Genomic DNA, 16499 nt, shown 5'->3' on the forward strand with positions numbered 1-16499 from the left:
TTGCGTTCAAAAAGCTTGACTTTGGTTAGAGTTTCCGGTAAGATTGTGAAAAGACCGCAGAAGGTTTGGTGGATGAAATCTAACCAAAATCAGCTTACGAGGCTATAATATCTGATTAAATTCAGAAAGTCAAGGGAAAATCTGAATCCGGTTAGAAAACCGGCGTTCTGCACAAGAAGGAGTGCAAAATTTGTGTTTTATGACTGCTACACGGCCCTGTGTCAGGCCAGAGGCATCAGCCGCAGCCGGGCCGCGCAGGAGATGGGCTTGAGCAACTCCACAGTGACCAAATGGAAAAACACCGGGGCGACCCCCTCGGGCGAGACGCTGGCCAGGGTGTCTGCCTATTTCGGTGTGCCGGTGGGGGAGCTGCTGGGCGAAGCCGTTCCATCGGTGCAGGAGGAGCGGAAACTGCCCGAAGGGGCTGTCCCGTTCGATCCCGCCCTCACGGCTCCGCTGCTGGGCACGGTGCGTGCAGGCCTGCCCATGTATGCGGAAGAAAACATTGAGGGCTACATCCCCATTACCCGGAAGGACGGGGCACGGTACTTCTGGCTCCGTGTCCGGGGCGACAGCATGAACGCCGTGGGCATTTCGGAAAACGATGAGATCCTGGTGCGGGAGCAGCCGGAGGTGGAAAACGGCCAGCTTGCCGTGGTGATGGTCAACGGCGATGAAGCCACCGTGAAATATTTCCGTCAGGAGGGGAACCTTGTGGTCCTGACTCCCAAAAGCTTCAACCCCGTGCACCAGCCCCAGATCTATGATCTGAAACGGGTGCAGGTGCGGGTGGTCGGCCTTGTGGTGGAGTGCCGCAAGGTGTTCTGAAAAAAGAAGATGGCCCCTGCGGAGCAGAATAGGAGGCTCGCTATGAAATGGAGGACCGTTCTGTGCACAGCGCTGTTTTTGTGCGGTACCGTGCTGCTTTCTGCCTGCGGCGGGGGAGAGATGCCTGCGCCTGCGGAACCGCCCGCTTCCAGTGAGGTACCGGCTCCCTCTCAGCCGGAGGAAGTGCCCGCCCCCTCGGAATCGGCTTCTTCCAGTGAACCGGAGCCGCCAGCATCCAGCGTGCCGGAAAAAGAGAATCCATTGATCGTGAATGGCGTGCTGAAAAGCTACGATACCGGCAAGCAAAAGGATGTTGTTCTGCCCAGCGGGAAGTTTACCAAAATTGATTCAGGATGCTTCAAAAATAATACCACAATGGAATCGGTGAGTATCCCGGAAGGTGTTACGGAGATTGGCTTTGCCGCATTTTCAGGGTGTTATAATCTGAAATCTGTGCAGCTGCCAAAATCGCTGATCAAAATCGGTGCGTCAGCTTTTTTTGGCTGTGCTGCGTTGCAAAAGGTAGAGTTTCCGGAGAATAGTGGGCTAGAGCTTTCTAATTCGGCATTTGCAAGTACCGGACTGCGAGAACTGGACCTTCCAGAGAATGTAAAGTTGGAAGATGACTGCGTTTTTGCAGACTGTGAGAAGTTGACCCGGGCAAGAGTAGAGATAAAGGGAGAGATCCGACCGCATACATTTGCGAACTGTATTTCTTTGAAAACGGTATTTTTGGGAAAAGAGGTCTCGACGATTGGTAATTCTGCATTTGAATGCTGCTTTGCATTATCAGAAATCAACTATGAGGGCGACAACAAAGAAATTCAGAAAAAGGTAGACCAGCTTCTCGAAAAACAAAACTAAATCCCCAAAACACCCCGCCGTCTCTTGTGCAAAAAGGCAAGAGACGGCATTTTTGCGTGGAAAAGCAGGAGCGAAAAATCAGCGATGAATAGCTTGTTTATCAATTTGACCGGAATTTGTGCAACAAAAAAACCTATAAACCTATTGACATTCTGGGGAAATGGGTATATCATACGGCCAACGGAAACAAACATCCGCAAGATCAGGAGAAAAGGAGGGGAACAGACATGGACTGGAATGTGATGGTGCAATATCTGCCGCAGTATGAAAAAGCGGCCTGGCTCACCCTGCGTCTGGGCGTGGCCGGTATCTTCTGGGCCATCTTTGTGGGCCTTGTCTGCGCCGTGCTCCAGTACGAAAAAGTGCCGGTGCTGCGCCGTATCGTGGGCGCTTATATCCAGCTCAGCCGGAACACGCCGCTGCTGGTCCAGCTGTTCTTTCTTTATTACGGCCTGCCCAAGATCGGCATCAAGACCAACGCCGAGCTCTGCGGCATTGCAGGCCTTGCCTTTCTGGGCGGCAGCTACATGGCCGAGGCCTTCCGCAGCGGGCTGGAAGCCATCGAACCCATCCAGACAGAAAGTGCCCTGAGCCTTGGCATGAGCCGGCTGCAGACCATGCGCTATGTGGTGCTGCCGCAGGCGGTCTCCATCAGTATGCCGGCCTTTATGGCAAATATCATCTTCCTGCTCAAGGAGACCAGCGTGTTCAGCGCCATCAGCCTGATGGATCTGATGTTCACGGCAAAAGACCTCATCGGCCTGTACTATAAGACGGCCGAGAACCTTTTCCTGCTGGTGGTGTTCTACCTCATCATCCTGCTGCCGGTGTCCCTGCTGGGCAGCTGGCTGGAAAGGAGGCTGCGCTATGCCGGATTTGGGTCTTGAGGTCCTGCTCAAGGGCAAAAATATGGTTCGTCTGCTGGGCGGTCTGGGCGTGGCGCTTAAGATCAGCGCTGTGTCTGTCCTCATCAGCCTGCCGCTGGGCATCCTGCTGGGTGTGCTGATGACCTTCAAAAATCCCATCCTGAAAGCCATCCTCCGGGTGTATCTGGAATTCATCCGCATCATGCCCCAGATGGTGCTGCTCTTTCTGGTGTATTTTGGCACCACGCGGGCCTTTGGCTGGGATCTTTCCGGCGAGACGGCGGCGGTCATCGTGTTCGTGCTCTGGGGCACGGCCGAGATGAGCGACCTCGTCCGCGGTGCCCTCATCGCCATCCCGAAGCATCAGTATGAGAGCAGCGAGGCGCTGGGCATGAGCCGGGCGCAGACCTATTGGTACATCATCATCCCTCAGACAGTGCGGCGGCTCATCCCGCTGTCCATCAACCTCATCACCCGCATGATCAAGACCACCAGCCTGGTGTTGATGATCGGTGTGGTGGAGGTGCTCAAGGTGGCCCAGCAGATCATTGAGGCCAACCGCACCGCCAGCCCCAACGCGGCGTTTGGCATCTACCTCACCGTGTTTATCCTGTATTTTCTGGCCTGCTGGCCCATCAGCCTGCTGGCCGGTTACCTCGAAAAGAAATGGAAGTGACTGTTATGGCAGAGCCGATCCTGACTGTAGACCATCTGGTAAAAAGCTACGATGGCAAGACCAATGTTCTGGATAATGTCAGCTTTGCCGTCAAGCCCGGTGAGGTCATCGTTGTGGTGGGCCCTTCCGGCTGCGGCAAAAGCACCCTGCTGCGCTGTCTGAACGGTCTGGAGCCGGTGCAGGCGGGCCGGGTGAAGCTGGGCAGTGAGACGGTCGCCTACGGCGGCAAGAATCTGGCGGCCCTGCGCCAGCGCATCGGCATGGTGTTCCAGAGCTATGAGCTTTTCCCGCACCTGACCGTGCTGGAAAATATCCTGCTGGCTCCCACCAAGGTGCAGAAACGCCCCCGGGCTGAGGTGCAGCAGGAAGCCGAGGCCCTGCTGGACCGCGTGGGCCTGCTGGCCAAAAAGAACAGCTACCCCCGGGAGCTTTCGGGTGGTCAGAAGCAGCGTGTCGCCATTGTGCGTGCGCTCTGTATGCACCCCGAGATCCTGCTGTTCGACGAAGTGACCGCCGCCCTTGACCCTGAAATGGTGCGCGAGGTGCTGGATGTCATGCTCGATCTGGCCCGTGAAGGCAAGACCATGGTGATCGTCACCCATGAGATGCAGTTTGCCCGGGCAATTGCCAGCCGGGTGCTGTTTCTGGACGATGGCCGTATTGTGGAGGAAGCGTCCCCGGCGGACTTCTTCGACCACCCGCAGACCGAACGTGCACAGCGCTTCCTGCGCACGTTCACCTTTGATGCGGTTGCAAAGCAGTGAGAAATGTGCAGCAGCCCATTTCCACTTTGAACCTTTTTGTCTGATGCTGTGAAATGATGTCACAGATCATGGATAGATTTTTATATGGGAAAGAAAGGAAAGGAGTTACTACCATGAAAATTAACAAGATCTCTCGCCGTGCCTTCCTGCTGGGTCTGGGCGCAGCTTCCACCGCCGCCCTGCTTTCTGCCTGCGGCGGCAGCGCATCCTCCTCCTTTGCCGCTTCCGGCTCTGCTGCATCCGGCAGTGCCGCAGCTGTGGGCAGTGACGTGTTCCGCACGCTGGACGAGATCAAGGCGGACGGCACCGTGAACATCGGCGTTTTCTCCGACAAGAACCCGTTCGGCTATGTGGATGAGAACGGCGAGTATCAGGGCTATGATGTCTACTTCGCCCGCCGCCTGGCCGAGAATCTGGGCGTGGAGGCAAATTTCGTCTCCACGGAAGCCGCCAACCGCATTGAGTACCTGCAGACCGGTAAGGTCGATATCATTCTGGCAAACTTCACCGTCACGCCCGAGCGCGCCGAGGAGGTGGACTTTGCATTGCCCTACATGAACGTTGCACTGGGTGTCATCTCTCCCGACAGCAATGTCATCACCAGTCTGGACAACTGGAACGCCGACGATCAGATGATCGTCATTTCCGGCACCACCGCCGAGACCTACCTGACCAAGGAATATCCCGACATTCCCCTGCAGAAGTATGATTCCTACGCAACCGCCAAGAACGCGCTGGAAAACGGCAATGGCGCTGCATGGGCCAACGACAACACCGAGGTCATCGCTTTTGCAAAGCAGAATTCCGGCTACACGGTGGGCATCCCCTCTCTGGGCAGCCAGGATACCATCGCCCCCGCTGTGAACAAGGGCAACACCACCCTGCTGGACTGGATCAACGACGAGATCAAGAGCCTGGGCGAGGAAAGCTTCTTCCACAAGGATTACGAGGAGACGCTGGTGGATACCTACGGCCTTGACTATGAGGATGAGCTGGTCGTTGAGGGCGGCGAGACCAACGCATAAATCTGAATTTTAAGATGCAGTGATGAGAAACACCCCGTGCAGAAATGTACAGGGTGTTTCTTTTACGCGAATCTGTGCAACGATGTATTGACAATGTTGCACAATATGAATATAATAAAAGTGACAAAGGAGCGTGAGAGTATGACGACGGTAAGTGTCCGGATGGATGAGAACCTGAAGCGGGATTTTGATGAGATCTGCAATGAACTGGGCCTTTCGATGACAACAGCCATCACCATGCTGGCCAAGAAGATGACGCGTGAAAAACGCATTCCGTTTGAAGTCTCGATGGATCCCTTTTATAGTGCATCCAATATGGCCGCCCTGAATGACAGCATTGAGGAAATGCGTCAGGGAAAGACTGTAACGAGAACGCTGGAAGAGCTTGAGGCTATGGAACATGAGTAAGATCACCTTCACGGAGCGGGCCTTTGCGGAATATCTGTATTGGCAGTCTCAGGATAAAAAGACGCTGAAACGGATCAACGCATTGCTCAAGGATATTTCGCGCAGCCCGTATGAAGGCATTGGAAAACCGGAAGGGCTGAAAGAAAATCTCAGCGGGTATTGGAGCCGCCGGATCGATGATGTGAACCGGCTGGTCTATCGCATTGAAAATGATCTGATCGAAGTGTACCAGTGCAAGGGACATTACGACGATTGAAGCAAAAAAACGAGGACGGCCAATGGCTGCCCTCGTTTTGCTGTATCTGGGGGATTATACTTCCTCAGTCGTCGTCCTCCTCCTCGGCGAGAGCTTCTGCATGGATGCGCTGACGCAGGCGGGTGCGGAACTCCTCGGCGGGGATGCCGCTCTGGTTGGGGGTCAGGTCCGGAGCGGGCTTGCCGTCAGGCAGGTGGGCACCAAAGGCCGGCACAAAGAAGAACTTGCGCACGACAAAGATCAACGCAATGGCACCCACGCTGATGAGGTTGTCCAGAGCCGATTCGTGGCCGACCACCATGTGGCGTGCAATGGCGTAGAGCAGCACTTCCAGGCTGCTGCCTGGGCTGTGCTTGGCCAGCATCTTGATGAACTCCACGCCGATGACAATGTCCAGCGCCCGCTCAAGGAAGCCGCGGATCTCTACATCGTTGCCATCAAACAGCAGGCCCGGCATCCACTTGAGCAGAGGAATGAAGCTGAGCAGCAGGCCGATGAGCACCAGCCCGGACAGCACGATCTCCAGCAGGGTGGAGGCCTGAATGATGTAGCTGCGCAGTGCTTTGCGGCTGCGGCTCTCAACGTGGGCGGAGTGCGGGGTGTCGGAAGGATGGGACATGATGCAGCATCTCCTTTGCTCAAGATCGTGAAACGAAAAAAGCTGACAAACTTTTCTTAAGTTTAGCAAAGGATTTGAGCAAAGTCAATGAAATGTGCCGAATTTTCTGGGAATTACTGGACGGCTACATAGCCGGAGTGCTCAATGCAGGAACGGCCTGCATCGGTGGAGAGCCACTCGTAGATCCTGCGCTCCGGGCTGTCGGCAGCGGAATCCTGCAGGATGGCGGCATAGAATTCGTTGCACAGCGGGTAGCTCTGGTCGGCAATCGTCTCGTTGGAAGGGGTCACGCCATCCACGGCCAGCAGCCGCAGACCGGGCTTGGAGTACATCTGGTCGATGTAGTAGTAGACCGAGAAACCGATGGCGTTGGCAGAGTTGTTATACTCTGCAATGCTGTCCACCAGCTCACCCATGGCGGTGGGGGCCAGCTCGGTGGGGGCCTCCATCAGCGGGCCGCCCTGGATCAATAGTTTCTGGAACAGGGTCTGGCTGCCGGAGTCTGCCCGCCGCTGGAAGGCAATGATCTCCTGATCCTTGCCGCCCACATCTTTCCAATTGGTGATCGTTCCGGCGTAGATGTCCTTGAGCTGCTGCCGGGTCAGGCTCTGCACAGGGTTGTCCTCGTTGACGATGAACACCAGCGCGTCCCGGCCAATGGCCTTCTGCTCCAGCGGGTCACCGTCTGCCTTCAGCTCCTCCTTGACGGATTCCGGGGCTTCGTAGGCGATGATGAGCTTGACCGAATCGCCGTAATTATTGCCATACAGGCCCAGGTTGCGCCAGGCCTGGGCCGTGGTGTTGGTGGTCACGGCGCTCCGGGCGGTCTCCAGATCCAGCCCGGTGGTATCGGCCATGATCTGCGCGATCAGCGGGATGCAGGCCGTGCTGCCATCCGTAATGGGGAATTCATCCACGCTCAGGATGGGTTGTGCGGGCACTTCACTGGCGGCAGAGGAGGCAGGGGCCTCAGAATCAGGCTGAGACGGTGCCGCCCCCGAATTAGAGGAGGCAGGTACGGTATTGCAGGCAGAGAGCAGGGCGGCCGTGGATGCCAGACCCAGACCGGTCAGGAACGCGCGGCGGGTGATCTTAACGTTTTTCATACGGAAATCCTCCCTTAGAAGTAGTAGTTGTCCATCTCGTCAGCGGTGGAAGCAAAGATGCTTTCGGCATAGAGCCACCGGCCGGAAAAATCCATCCAGCCATAAGAAAATCCCTTGCTGGCGGCAAACACACCCTCCGGCAGGCCGTTGGCGCTGTCGGCATAATAGGTGCTGCAGCTGCGCAGCCCGCCCACGACGACATTGCCATCGCTGTCCAGGATGTCATACAGCCAGCTGCTGCCGGGGCCGTTGCAGCAGCCGTAGAAATAGAGTCCATCTGCTGTGGAAAACAGGGGATAATAATGGGTGTAGGTTTCTTCCAGCGTGCGGGGATCCAGCGTTTTGTGGGTGCCGTCCGGCCCACAGATCTGGATGGCCGTGTTCACATAGTTGTCGTTGTCGTCCTGCGCGACCCAGACCCAGCCGTTTTCAGCATAGACATGGGCCCGCACCTGGTTCTCCACCGGGTCGATGGCGGTGTCGGTCAGCAGCACGCCGGTCTGCCGGTCGAACACCCGCACGGTGCCGTCCAGGGCGTAGATGGCCAGCGTGGCATCGTCGGTGCCCACATCGTAAAGTTCCTTTTCCTCGCCGGTAAGCAGATCGTGGAAGCGGTACCGCCCGGATGCCTCCGGCTCTGTGATGGCAGCACCGGGCAGGTAATACCGCACCGGCTCATCGAACTCACAGAGCACCGCGCTTTGTTCGGTGCTGGCTAGATCGACCAGCTGATATCTGCCGCTGTTGTACAGGCTGACCGTACCCGCGCCGGTGTACTGCTGGAATCCGGTCAGTTCCTCGCCGGTGGCGGTGCTGTACAGGCTGATATGGTCGATCACCATGTCCTCGTCTTCGGAGTAATAGTCCAGTTCCAGCCAGTCTGCCGGGGACGAGATCTCGTTGTAGGAGTAGCTCAGGCTCACGGCGGCGCACAGCGGCTCCTGCCGGATCCGGTTTCCGTCCCGGTCCTGGATCTGCAGCGCGTAATAGCGGGTCAGGTCATCGCCCCAGGTGTTCTCGTCCAGGGCCTGAGCTGGGGCGTTGCACAGGTTGAACGCCAGCGTTTCCCCCGCGATCCTGCAGCCGTAGGCATTTTCCGGCACGGTCAGCTCCTCGCCGGTGGCAAGGTCCAGCACCCGGCAGTCTCCGGCGGCGTGGTGCAGCGCGGGGGAGTAGGCAAACTCCTCCGGGGTGGTCAGCACCAGCAGCGTGCCGGTCAGGGCGGCATCGTAGGCCCGGTCAAAGGTCAGGACCTCTTTGCCGTCTCGGTCATACAGGGCACAGACCCGGCCGGTGGGTGCGCCGGGTTCTGACCACTGCCGCATATAGTAGCGGGCCGTGCCGGTCAGGGTGTCGGGCACCAGATACACGGTCTCACTGCTGGCGGCCTGATACAACACGGTATTGCCGCAGAGCACGGTATTGCCGCCGTTGGAGCCGTTGCTGTACAGGATGCGCAGTTTGCCGTCGTCCAGTGGAGCTGCAGCGGGGCCGGGCGCTTCCTCAGCCTGCGCGGGCTTGGAATCGGGCAGGGGCGAGGCCGGAGGCAGCAGGGAGCAGGAGGCCAGCAGCCCTGCCGCGGCAGACAGGCTGAGCACTGCACAGCCGATGCGGAGAACAGAACGTTTCATAAGCGTACCTCACAGGTTTGGCAGAATTTAACTTTCCTATCCTGATTATAATACGAATAAACCGGACGTTCAATTGCAATCGAACGTCCGGTTATGGTTACAGTTTTGTTACAGGGTTCACTCAGACCTCGGCAGCCTCGGCTTCGTCCATCCGCACCAGCTGACGCAGGAAGGGGAAGAGGAAGGGCACGGTGACAAAGAAGGTCAGCACATCGGCGATGGGCTGGCAGATCTCAACACCCAGCAGCCCAAAGACCCGGGGCAGGGTGAGGATGAGTGGGATAAAAAACACGCCCTGACGGCAGCAGGCCAGAAAGGTGGCCCGGCCCGATTTGCCGATGGACTGGAACAGCATGTTGCCCGCCACGATCACGGGCTGCAGCAGCATGGCAAAGCACTGGTAGCGGAAGGCGGGCAGGGCAACGGCGGTGACTTCGGGATCATCGCGGAAAAGGCGGATGAGGGTCTCGGCATTGAACCAGCAGACGGTAAGAATGACAGAGAGGAAGCAGAAGCTGGCTGCCATGGTGAACAGGCAGGCCTGCTGCACCCGGTGGTACTTTTTGGCACCATAGTTGAAGCCTGCCACCGGCTGAAAACCCTGACCGGTGCCGATGGCCACCGAGATGATGAACATGAAGATGCGGGAAACGATGCTCATACCGGCCACGGCAGCGTCGCCATAGCCGCGGGCGGCGATGTTCAGCAGCATTCCGCCAATGCTGTTCAGGCCCTGACGGCCAAAGCTGGGCATACCGGTCATCAGGATGGTGCCGAACTCCGCCGGGCTGTGGGTGACTGCCGTGATCCGGAACTGGCTGACCGTTTTGCCCCGCAGGAACATGGACAGCAGGATGCAGAAGCTGATGGTCTGGCTTAGAGCCGTGGCAAGGCCCGCACCGGCGGTGCCCATGCCCAGCCCAAAGATGAACAGCGGGTCCAGCGCAATGTTCAGCAGGCCGCCGGTGACCAGGCCGATCATGGCAAAGCTGGCCTTGCCCTCATAGCGCAGGATATTGTTCATCACCAGACTGGACATCATAATGGGAGCGGCCAGCAGGATGTACCGCGCGTAGGCACAGGCATGGGGCAGGATGGTCTCGGTGCTGCCCAGCAGCATCATAAAATCGGGCAGGGTGAGCAGGCCCGCCGCTGTGATGATGCCGCCAAACACCAGCGCTGTGAAGAAGCTGGTGGAAGCAAACCGGGTGGCGGCATCGGTGTTCTGGCTGCCCAGGCTGCGGCTGATGATGCTGCCGGAGCCGTGGCCCAGCATAAAGCCCAGCGCCTGGATAATGGCCATCAGGCTGGAAACAATGCCCACCGCACCGGATGCGCTGGTGGAGATCTGGCCCACAAAAAAGGTGTCGGCCAGATTGTAGATGCTGGTGATGAGCATGCTCAATATCGTGGGAGCCGCCAGACTCAGGATCAATTTCGGGATGGGGGTCTCCGTCATTTTGCGGAACTGCTCCGCGCTGCGGTCGGCATTTGCCATGAAAAAACCTCGCTTTCTCTTTGACACGATCTTTACATAAAAAACATTCACGCCCAGTATACCGCAGGAACTGTTTTGTATCAACCAATTCCTTGCCGGGGTTATTGCAGCAAAAGACCGCCCTGCCCGGCGGCAGAGCGGTCTTGGGTCATGGAAAAGAAGCGGAATATTACAGGGTTTTGCAGAACTCCTTCAGGTAGGCACGGAAAGCCTCGCCGATCTCGGGGTGCTGCAATGCCAGCTCCACCTGAGCCTCCACCACGCGGAGCTTGTTGCCCATGTCGTAGTGGGTGCCGGTGAACTCCACAGCGGTCATGCCGCCGCAGTTGCGGGCATACTCGGCCATGGCATCGGTCAGCTGGATCTCGCCGCCTGCACCGGGTTTGGTGTGGGCGAGGATATCGTAGATCTCAGGGGTCAGCAGCACACGGCCCAGAATGGAGTAGTTGCTGAACTCCTGGCCCTTCTTGGGCTTCTCGATCATGTCATCCACAAAGAAATAGTTGTCGTGGATGGGGGTGGTCTTCAGGCTGCAGTAGCGGCTCACATCGGCCCAGGGCACAGCGGAGACACCAGCAGCCGGGCGGCCGAACTCCTCATAGGCGCGGATGAGCTGGGCGCAGACAGGGTCCTCGCCCCAGATCACGTCGTCGCCGTAGATGACCACGAACGGGTCGTCACCGGTAAAAGCCTTTGCCATGCTCACGGCGTGGCCCAGGCCCAGCGTCTGCTTCTGGCGCACAAAGAAGATGTTGGCAAGGTTCGAGATGCCCAGGCACTCCTCCAGCATCTTTTCCTTGCCGGGGGCGGCCAGCTTTTCTTCCAGCTCGGGGCTGCGGTCAAAGTGATCCTCGATGATGCTCTGGTTGCGGCCCAGAATGATCAGAATGTCCGTGATGCCGGACTTGACGGCTTCCTCCACCAGATACTGGATGGCGGGCTTATCCACGATGGGGAGCATCCCCTTGGGCATGGCCTTGGTGGCGGGCAGCACACGGGTGCCCAGACCGGCGGCAGGGATGACAGCCTTCGTAACTTTTTTCATGGTTCGGAACTCCTTCATCATATCATTTCAGGCTGAACGCTCAGCCGTAGACCAGATGGATCAGGGCATCCACATTGGGGCCAAGCAGCAGGGTGAACGCGCTGCCGATGACCATGAGCAGGACCAGACAGCCGAGCACGGCGGCCCAGCTGGTGCCGCCCTGAGCGCAGAGCACGGCTTTGCGCTGTGCCGCGTCCGGAAACTCCGCACGGATGCGGCGGATCTTCTCGGCGGCACTCTGGCGGTAGAGCCACTTGCCATACAGGCCGCGCACGATCATCAGCAGAAAGCTGAGCACCGAGCAGACCCGGGAAAGGGTGAGCAGGGTGGAGGTGGAAAGCCCCGGGGCCAGGCTGCTGTCCGTGATCTGCAAAAGGTCAATGAAGGTGGGCAGGGCCAGCACCAGCTCGGCGGCCAGAAAGGCGAACGCGGGCTTCCACGCCTTGCGGTAGAAGAAATAGAATGGGCCGAACAGCATGGCCGAAAAGCTCATGGAAGTCTTGGTGTGGGACAGCTGCATCCGGCAGTAGGCGCTCAGGTAGGCAGGGGAAGCCGGGCCGATGAAATCCGCCCAGTCCTTGCAGGGGATGCCGTCCATGACCTCTTCCTTGCCAAAAGCCGCCTGATAGGTTTGGCGCAGCGGGTCTACCTGCGGGGCTCCGGTCTCCTGGAACTGGCGGTAAAAGGTGGAGTAATCAAACTCCTCGCTGTGCTCGTCCGAATCGGCACGGTCTGTGGGTTCCTGTGCCCCCTCCGGGGGCAGGGCCGCACCGCAGCAGCGGCAGACGGATTCACTGCGCAGGGTGCGCTCGCCGCAGGCAGGGCAGGTGCACAGCTCACTTTCCTGATAAGGGAACTTCCACTCGTATCCGGCGGCGTGGGCCGGGGCATGGATGCAGCGGCCGAGCTTTTCATAACAATCGCGGTGATAAGGCGCGCCGCAGTCGGGGCAGACAACGATATCGTCCTGCAGTGTCAGCGGCTTGCCGCAGCCCTCACAGGGGCAGCCATAATATTTGGGCATAAGATCCTCCCGGTATGCTAGTTGAACTTATTATACTCCCTTAAAAGAGAAAAGAAAAGGCAAAAATCTTCAAAATTCCAGTAGGTTGAGTATTTTTCCTCTTTACTTTATCATGGATTCTGGGTATACTAATGAAGTATCTGTGTATAAACTGTATCTTTTGAGGGATTCTTAAAATATGATTACTACTGACGAACTGAAAGTGCAACTGGCCGATTACGGCACCGCTGTGAAGGACCTGGAGGAAGCGCTGGCCATCGACGCTTCCCGCAAGCGCGTGCAGGAGCTGGAGCACACCATGAGCCGTCCTGGCTTTTACGATGACGCTGAGCTGAGCAAGAAGGTCTTTGATGAAGTGGGCGACCTGAAGGGCAAGCTGAACCGCTTTGAAAAACTGCAGGGCCTGTACGATGATGCCGAGACCATGCTGGTGATGCTGGACGAGGAGTACGACCCCGATATGGTGCCCGAGGCAGAGGAAGCCGTGAACGCTGTGGGCAAGGCCGTGGACGAGCTGCAGCTGATGACCATGCTGAACGGTGAGTACGACCACAGCAACGCCATCCTGACCTTCCACGCCGGTACCGGCGGCACCGAGGCACAGGACTGGGCCGAGATGCTCTACCGCATGTACAACAAGTGGGCACAGGCACACGGCATGACCGTGGAGGTGCTGGATTATCAGGACGGCGACGAAGCCGGCATGAAGAGCGCTTCCATGATGGTCAAGGGTGCCAACGCCTACGGTCTGCTGAAAAGCGAGAACGGCGTGCACCGTCTGGTCCGCGTGTCTCCTTTTGATGCCAACGCCCGCCGCCAGACCAGCTTTGCCTCTCTGGAAGTGATGCCTGAGCTGGACAACACCATTCAGGTGGACATCCGCCCTGAGGACATCGAGATGCAGGTGTTCCGCTCCTCCGGTGCCGGCGGCCAGCACATCAACAAGACCTCTTCCGCTGTCCGTCTGATCCACAAGCCCACCGGCGTCGTGGTCAGCTGCCAGACCCAGCGCAGCCAGTTCCAGAACCGTGACTACGCCATGGAAATGCTGAAGGCAAAGCTGTATCAGATCGCAAAGCAGCAGCATATGGACAAGATCGACGACATCAAGGGCGTGCAGAATGAGATCGCCTGGGGCCACCAGATCCGCAGCTATGTGTTCATGCCCTACACCATGGTCAAGGATCACCGTACCAACTACGAGACCGGCAATGTCGATGCCGTGATGGATGGTGATCTGGACGGCTTTATCTTTGCTTACCTCAAGGCCGCCAGCCGCGGGGAACTGCAGGATACCTAAAATTTATCATAAAATGTCAGAGGGACCTCGCCGTTGGGCGGGGTCCCTCTTTTGGTTACAGGTGCAGATATTTTCCGGTGATGCTGGCGGGATCGGCGGCCACCTGCTCCGGTGTGCCGCAGGCCACGATGCGTCCGCCGCTCTCGCCGCCGCCGGGGCCAAGGTCCACGAGATAGTCGGCGTTGCGGATCACATCCAGATCGTGCTCAATGACCACCACAGTAGCCCCGCTGTCAATGAGACGCTGGAACACGCCGAGCAGGGTACGCACATCCAGCGGGTGCAGGCCGATGGTGGGCTCGTCGAATACAAACACGGTGTCAGCCTGCCCTTTGCCCATCTCGCTGGCGAGCTTGAGCCGCTGGGCCTCCCCGCCCGAAAGGCTGGGCGTGGCCTCGCCCAAAGTCAGGTAGCCCAGCCCCAGGCTGGAAAGGGTCTGCAGCCGGCTGGCCACCAGCTTGAGGTCGGAACAAGCGGCAAGGGCTTCGTCCACGCTCATCTCCATCAGGCGGGGCAGGCTCTCGGCCTGGGCGCCGTCCTTCCGGGTGCGGTAGAGGGCGGCGGCATCCTTCTGGTAGCGGGAGCCGCCGCAATCCGGGCAGGTGATCTCCACATCCGGCAGGAACTGGATGTCCAGGCTGATGGTGCCGGTACCGTCGCAGCCGGGGCAGCGCAGGCGGCCCGTGTTGTAGGAAAAATCGCCCGCCTTGTAGCCCTTCTCCCTGGCAAGGGGAGAGCGGGCGTAGATCTTGCGCAGCTCATCGTGGACATTGGCATAGGTGGCCACCGTAGACCGAACATTGATGCCGATGGGCGTTGCGTCAATGAGCTTGACCTGCGCAATGCCCGGTGCAGTGATGCTTTCCACATGGGCGGGCAGAGCTTCGCCCTTGGCGGCGGCCTCCAGCGCGGGGATCAGGCTTTCCAGCACCAGCGTGGTCTTGCCGGAACCGGACACGCCGGTCACCGCAATGAGCCGCCCCTTGGGCAGCCGGACTTCCAATGGCTTGACGGTGTGGATGGCCCGGGTGCGCAGGGTGATGGTGCCCAGCGCAAAGAGCTCCGCCTCCGGGGTGCGGGTGCGGGCTGAGAGGGTGTGCAGGTCGGCAAGGAAGGGCCCGATGCGGGAAGCCGGGCTTTGGGCCACCTGCTCCACAGTGCCCTGTGTCAGGATGGTGCCGCCGTTTTCACCGGCACCGGGGCCCATCTCAATGAGCCAGTCGGCATCCCGCAGGATCTCGGTGTCGTGATCCACCAGCACAATGGAGTTACCGTCCGCGATCAGATCGTGCATCACGCCCCGCAGGCCCTCGATGTTGGAGGGGTGCAGGCCGATGGAGGGTTCGTCCAGCACATAGAGCACACCGGTGGTGCGGTTGCGCACCGAGCGGGCCAGCTGCACCCGCTGGCGCTCCCCTGTGGAAAGGGTGGCGGCCTCCCGGTCAAGGGAGAGGTAGCCCAGCCCCAGATCCAGCAGGCGGGCGGCGGTGGCCTGAAAGGACTCGCAGATGCTTTCAGCCATGGGGCGCATCTCCACGGGCAGGGAGGCAGGTACCCCCTCCACCCACTGCACCAGCGTGTCCAGCGTCATGCGGCAGGCATCGGCCAGCCCGATGCCCCGCAGCCGGGGAGCCCGGGCCGCGGCGTTCAGGCGGGAGCCGCCGCACGCGGGGCAGGGGCCCTGCTTCAGGAACCGCTCCACCCGCTTCATGCCCTTTTCATCCGTCACCTTGGCAAGGGCGTTCTCCACGGTATAAACGGCGTTGAAGTAGGTGAAATCCATTTCGCCGGCCGCGCCGGTCTTGCTGTTCTGGTAGAGCAGGTGCACTTTTTTGGCGGGGCCGTGGAACACCATGTCGCGCTCTTCCGGGGTCAGCTCCCGGAAGGGAACGTTGGTGCGCACGCCCATCTTTTCGGCGATCTCCTTCATCAGCGACCACATCAGGGTCTGCCAGGGCAGCACCGCGCCCTCGTTGATGGAAAGGCTCTCGTCCGGCACCAGAGTGGATTCGTCCACCACCCGCACGATGCCGGTGCCCTCGCAGTCTGGGCAGGCTCCGGTGCTGTTAAAGGCAAACTGCTCCGCGCCCAGCACCGGCACCTGTGCGCCGCACCGGGGGCAGTAGAGCGGGATCTCGGCCGCAATGTTCAGGCTGGGCGGCACCATGCAGCCGCAGCTGGGGCAGGGGTAGTGGGACAGCCGGGAGAACATCAGGCGCAGGCTGTTCAAAAGCTCGGTCATGGTGCCAAAGGTGGAGCGCATTCCGGGCACGCCGGGCCGCTGGTGGAGGGCCAGTGCGGCGGGAACATAGCGGATCTCGTCCACCTGCGCCTTTTCGGCCTGGGTCATCCGGCGGCGGGTATAGGTGGAAAGGGCCTCCAGATAGCGGCGGGAGCCCTCGGCGTAGAGGACCCCCAGCGCCAGCGAGGACTTGCCGGAGCCGGACACGCCCGCAATGCCGACGATCTTGTGGAGCGGCACATCTACGTCGATGTTTTTCAGGTTGTGCACCCGCGCGCCCCGCACCCGGATGGCGGCGGGGAGAGCGGAACTGGATTCGTGGTTCATCGTGTCTCCTTTCTCTGAAT

The 16499-nt window shown here is 59.1% G+C and carries 16 protein-coding genes; 9 read left to right on the plus strand and 7 right to left on the minus strand.

The genetic code is table 11. The features are described from left to right. The first annotated feature begins 192 nt into the window (after nt 1-192). The 8 genes from J3352_RS04885 to J3352_RS04920 all read left to right on the plus strand — a co-directional run bounded on the left by J3352_RS04885 (nt 193) and on the right by J3352_RS04920 (nt 5687). The gene (locus J3352_RS04885) at nt 193-828 is read left to right on the plus strand and encodes a LexA family transcriptional regulator (protein WP_156065305.1); all 636 of its coding nucleotides are present in this window, start codon (nt 193-195) and stop codon (nt 826-828) included. Between the two features lie 42 nt (nt 829-870). Next, the gene (locus tag J3352_RS04890; RefSeq protein WP_197036506.1) at nt 871-1692 is read left to right on the plus strand and encodes a leucine-rich repeat domain-containing protein; all 822 of its coding nucleotides are present in this window, start codon (nt 871-873) and stop codon (nt 1690-1692) included. A 227-nt stretch (nt 1693-1919) separates the two neighbouring features. Further along, entirely contained in the window at nt 1920-2579 is a 660-nt protein-coding gene (locus J3352_RS04895; RefSeq protein WP_156065301.1) for an amino acid ABC transporter permease, read from the plus strand. After that, nucleotides 2560-3234, plus strand: a complete 675-nt coding sequence (locus J3352_RS04900; RefSeq protein ID WP_098924970.1) for an amino acid ABC transporter permease — start codon at nt 2560-2562, stop codon at nt 3232-3234. The genes J3352_RS04895 and J3352_RS04900 overlap by 20 nt, the downstream gene beginning before the upstream one ends. 5 nt (nt 3235-3239) lie before the next feature. Further along, entirely contained in the window at nt 3240-3998 is a 759-nt protein-coding gene (locus tag J3352_RS04905; RefSeq protein WP_156065299.1) for an amino acid ABC transporter ATP-binding protein, read from the plus strand. Between the two features lie 113 nt (nt 3999-4111). Next, complete coding sequence (locus J3352_RS04910) at nt 4112-5023, plus strand: transporter substrate-binding domain-containing protein (RefSeq protein WP_156065297.1); 912 nt, start codon at nt 4112-4114, stop codon at nt 5021-5023. 141 nt (nt 5024-5164) lie between these two features. Then, entirely contained in the window at nt 5165-5431 is a 267-nt protein-coding gene (locus J3352_RS04915; protein ID WP_035393578.1) for a type II toxin-antitoxin system RelB/DinJ family antitoxin, read from the plus strand. Next, nucleotides 5424-5687 (plus strand): Txe/YoeB family addiction module toxin, encoded by a 264-nt coding sequence (locus tag J3352_RS04920; RefSeq protein ID WP_097770265.1) that lies wholly within the window; start codon nt 5424-5426, stop codon nt 5685-5687. Before J3352_RS04915 ends, J3352_RS04920 begins: the two co-directional genes overlap by 8 nt. Nucleotides 5688-5751: 64 nt before the next feature. On the opposite strand, the gene J3352_RS04925 is transcribed toward J3352_RS04920, so the two are convergent. The 6 genes from J3352_RS04925 to J3352_RS04950 form a co-directional block, all read right to left on the minus strand. Then, nucleotides 5752-6306, minus strand: a complete 555-nt coding sequence (locus tag J3352_RS04925) for a transporter (RefSeq protein WP_156065295.1) — start codon at nt 6304-6306, stop codon at nt 5752-5754. Nucleotides 6307-6419: 113 nt separating this feature from the next. After that, nucleotides 6420-7412, minus strand: coding sequence for a PstS family phosphate ABC transporter substrate-binding protein (locus J3352_RS04930; protein WP_156065293.1), 993 nt, complete (start codon nt 7410-7412; stop codon nt 6420-6422). Between the two features lie 14 nt (nt 7413-7426). Next, complete coding sequence (locus J3352_RS04935) at nt 7427-9043, minus strand: DUF5046 domain-containing protein (protein ID WP_156065291.1); 1617 nt, start codon at nt 9041-9043, stop codon at nt 7427-7429. Between the two features lie 121 nt (nt 9044-9164). Further along, complete coding sequence (locus J3352_RS04940; protein ID WP_156065289.1) at nt 9165-10541, minus strand: MATE family efflux transporter; 1377 nt, start codon at nt 10539-10541, stop codon at nt 9165-9167. A 169-nt stretch (nt 10542-10710) separates the two neighbouring features. After that, nucleotides 10711-11586 carry a UTP--glucose-1-phosphate uridylyltransferase gene (locus J3352_RS04945; protein WP_035393570.1) on the minus strand — a complete coding sequence of 292 codons (876 nt, stop codon included), beginning with the start codon at nt 11584-11586 and terminating at the stop codon, nt 10711-10713. A 40-nt stretch (nt 11587-11626) separates the two neighbouring features. Next, nucleotides 11627-12610, minus strand: a complete 984-nt coding sequence (locus tag J3352_RS04950; protein ID WP_156065287.1) for an RING finger protein — start codon at nt 12608-12610, stop codon at nt 11627-11629. Nucleotides 12611-12788: 178 nt separating this feature from the next. Between J3352_RS04950 and prfB the strand changes: the two genes are divergently transcribed. Then, nucleotides 12789-13910 carry a peptide chain release factor 2 gene (gene prfB / locus J3352_RS04955; protein ID WP_005930411.1) on the plus strand — a complete coding sequence of 374 codons (1122 nt, stop codon included), beginning with the start codon at nt 12789-12791 and terminating at the stop codon, nt 13908-13910. Between the two features lie 55 nt (nt 13911-13965). Here prfB and J3352_RS04960 read toward each other — a convergent pair whose 3' ends face one another. Beyond that, a complete protein-coding gene (locus J3352_RS04960) occupies nt 13966-16479 on the minus strand; it encodes an excinuclease ABC subunit UvrA (protein WP_097773689.1) in 2514 nt (837 codons plus the stop codon). Nucleotides 16480-16499: the final 20 nt, after the last annotated feature.

Source organism: Faecalibacterium sp. Marseille-Q4164 (genome assembly GCF_017377545.1).
In the GTDB taxonomy this organism is placed as follows: Bacteria; Bacillota; Clostridia; order Oscillospirales; family Ruminococcaceae; genus Faecalibacterium; species Faecalibacterium duncaniae.

Excerpts from the sequence above, each read along its gene's own strand:
- J3352_RS04890 (WP_197036506.1), top strand. The coding sequence starts at position 871 with ATGAAATGGAGGACCGTTCTGTGCACAGCGCTGTTTTTGTGCGGTACC.
- J3352_RS04895 (WP_156065301.1), top strand. The coding sequence starts at position 1,920 with ATGGACTGGAATGTGATGGTGCAATATCTGCCGCAGTATGAAAAAGCG.
- J3352_RS04900 (WP_098924970.1), top strand. The coding sequence starts at position 2,560 with ATGCCGGATTTGGGTCTTGAGGTCCTGCTCAAGGGCAAAAATATGGTT.
- J3352_RS04905 (WP_156065299.1), top strand. The coding sequence starts at position 3,240 with ATGGCAGAGCCGATCCTGACTGTAGACCATCTGGTAAAAAGCTACGAT.
- J3352_RS04910 (WP_156065297.1), top strand. The coding sequence starts at position 4,112 with ATGAAAATTAACAAGATCTCTCGCCGTGCCTTCCTGCTGGGTCTGGGC.
- J3352_RS04915 (WP_035393578.1), top strand. The coding sequence starts at position 5,165 with ATGACGACGGTAAGTGTCCGGATGGATGAGAACCTGAAGCGGGATTTT.
- J3352_RS04920 (WP_097770265.1), top strand. The coding sequence starts at position 5,424 with ATGAGTAAGATCACCTTCACGGAGCGGGCCTTTGCGGAATATCTGTAT.
- J3352_RS04925 (WP_156065295.1), bottom strand. The coding sequence starts at position 6,306 with ATGTCCCATCCTTCCGACACCCCGCACTCCGCCCACGTTGAGAGCCGC.
- J3352_RS04930 (WP_156065293.1), bottom strand. The coding sequence starts at position 7,412 with ATGAAAAACGTTAAGATCACCCGCCGCGCGTTCCTGACCGGTCTGGGT.
- J3352_RS04935 (WP_156065291.1), bottom strand. The coding sequence starts at position 9,043 with ATGAAACGTTCTGTTCTCCGCATCGGCTGTGCAGTGCTCAGCCTGTCT.
- J3352_RS04940 (WP_156065289.1), bottom strand. The coding sequence starts at position 10,541 with ATGGCAAATGCCGACCGCAGCGCGGAGCAGTTCCGCAAAATGACGGAG.
- J3352_RS04945 (WP_035393570.1), bottom strand. The coding sequence starts at position 11,586 with ATGAAAAAAGTTACGAAGGCTGTCATCCCTGCCGCCGGTCTGGGCACC.
- J3352_RS04950 (WP_156065287.1), bottom strand. The coding sequence starts at position 12,610 with ATGCCCAAATATTATGGCTGCCCCTGTGAGGGCTGCGGCAAGCCGCTG.
- prfB (WP_005930411.1), top strand. The coding sequence starts at position 12,789 with ATGATTACTACTGACGAACTGAAAGTGCAACTGGCCGATTACGGCACC.
- J3352_RS04960 (WP_097773689.1), bottom strand. The coding sequence starts at position 16,479 with ATGAACCACGAATCCAGTTCCGCTCTCCCCGCCGCCATCCGGGTGCGG.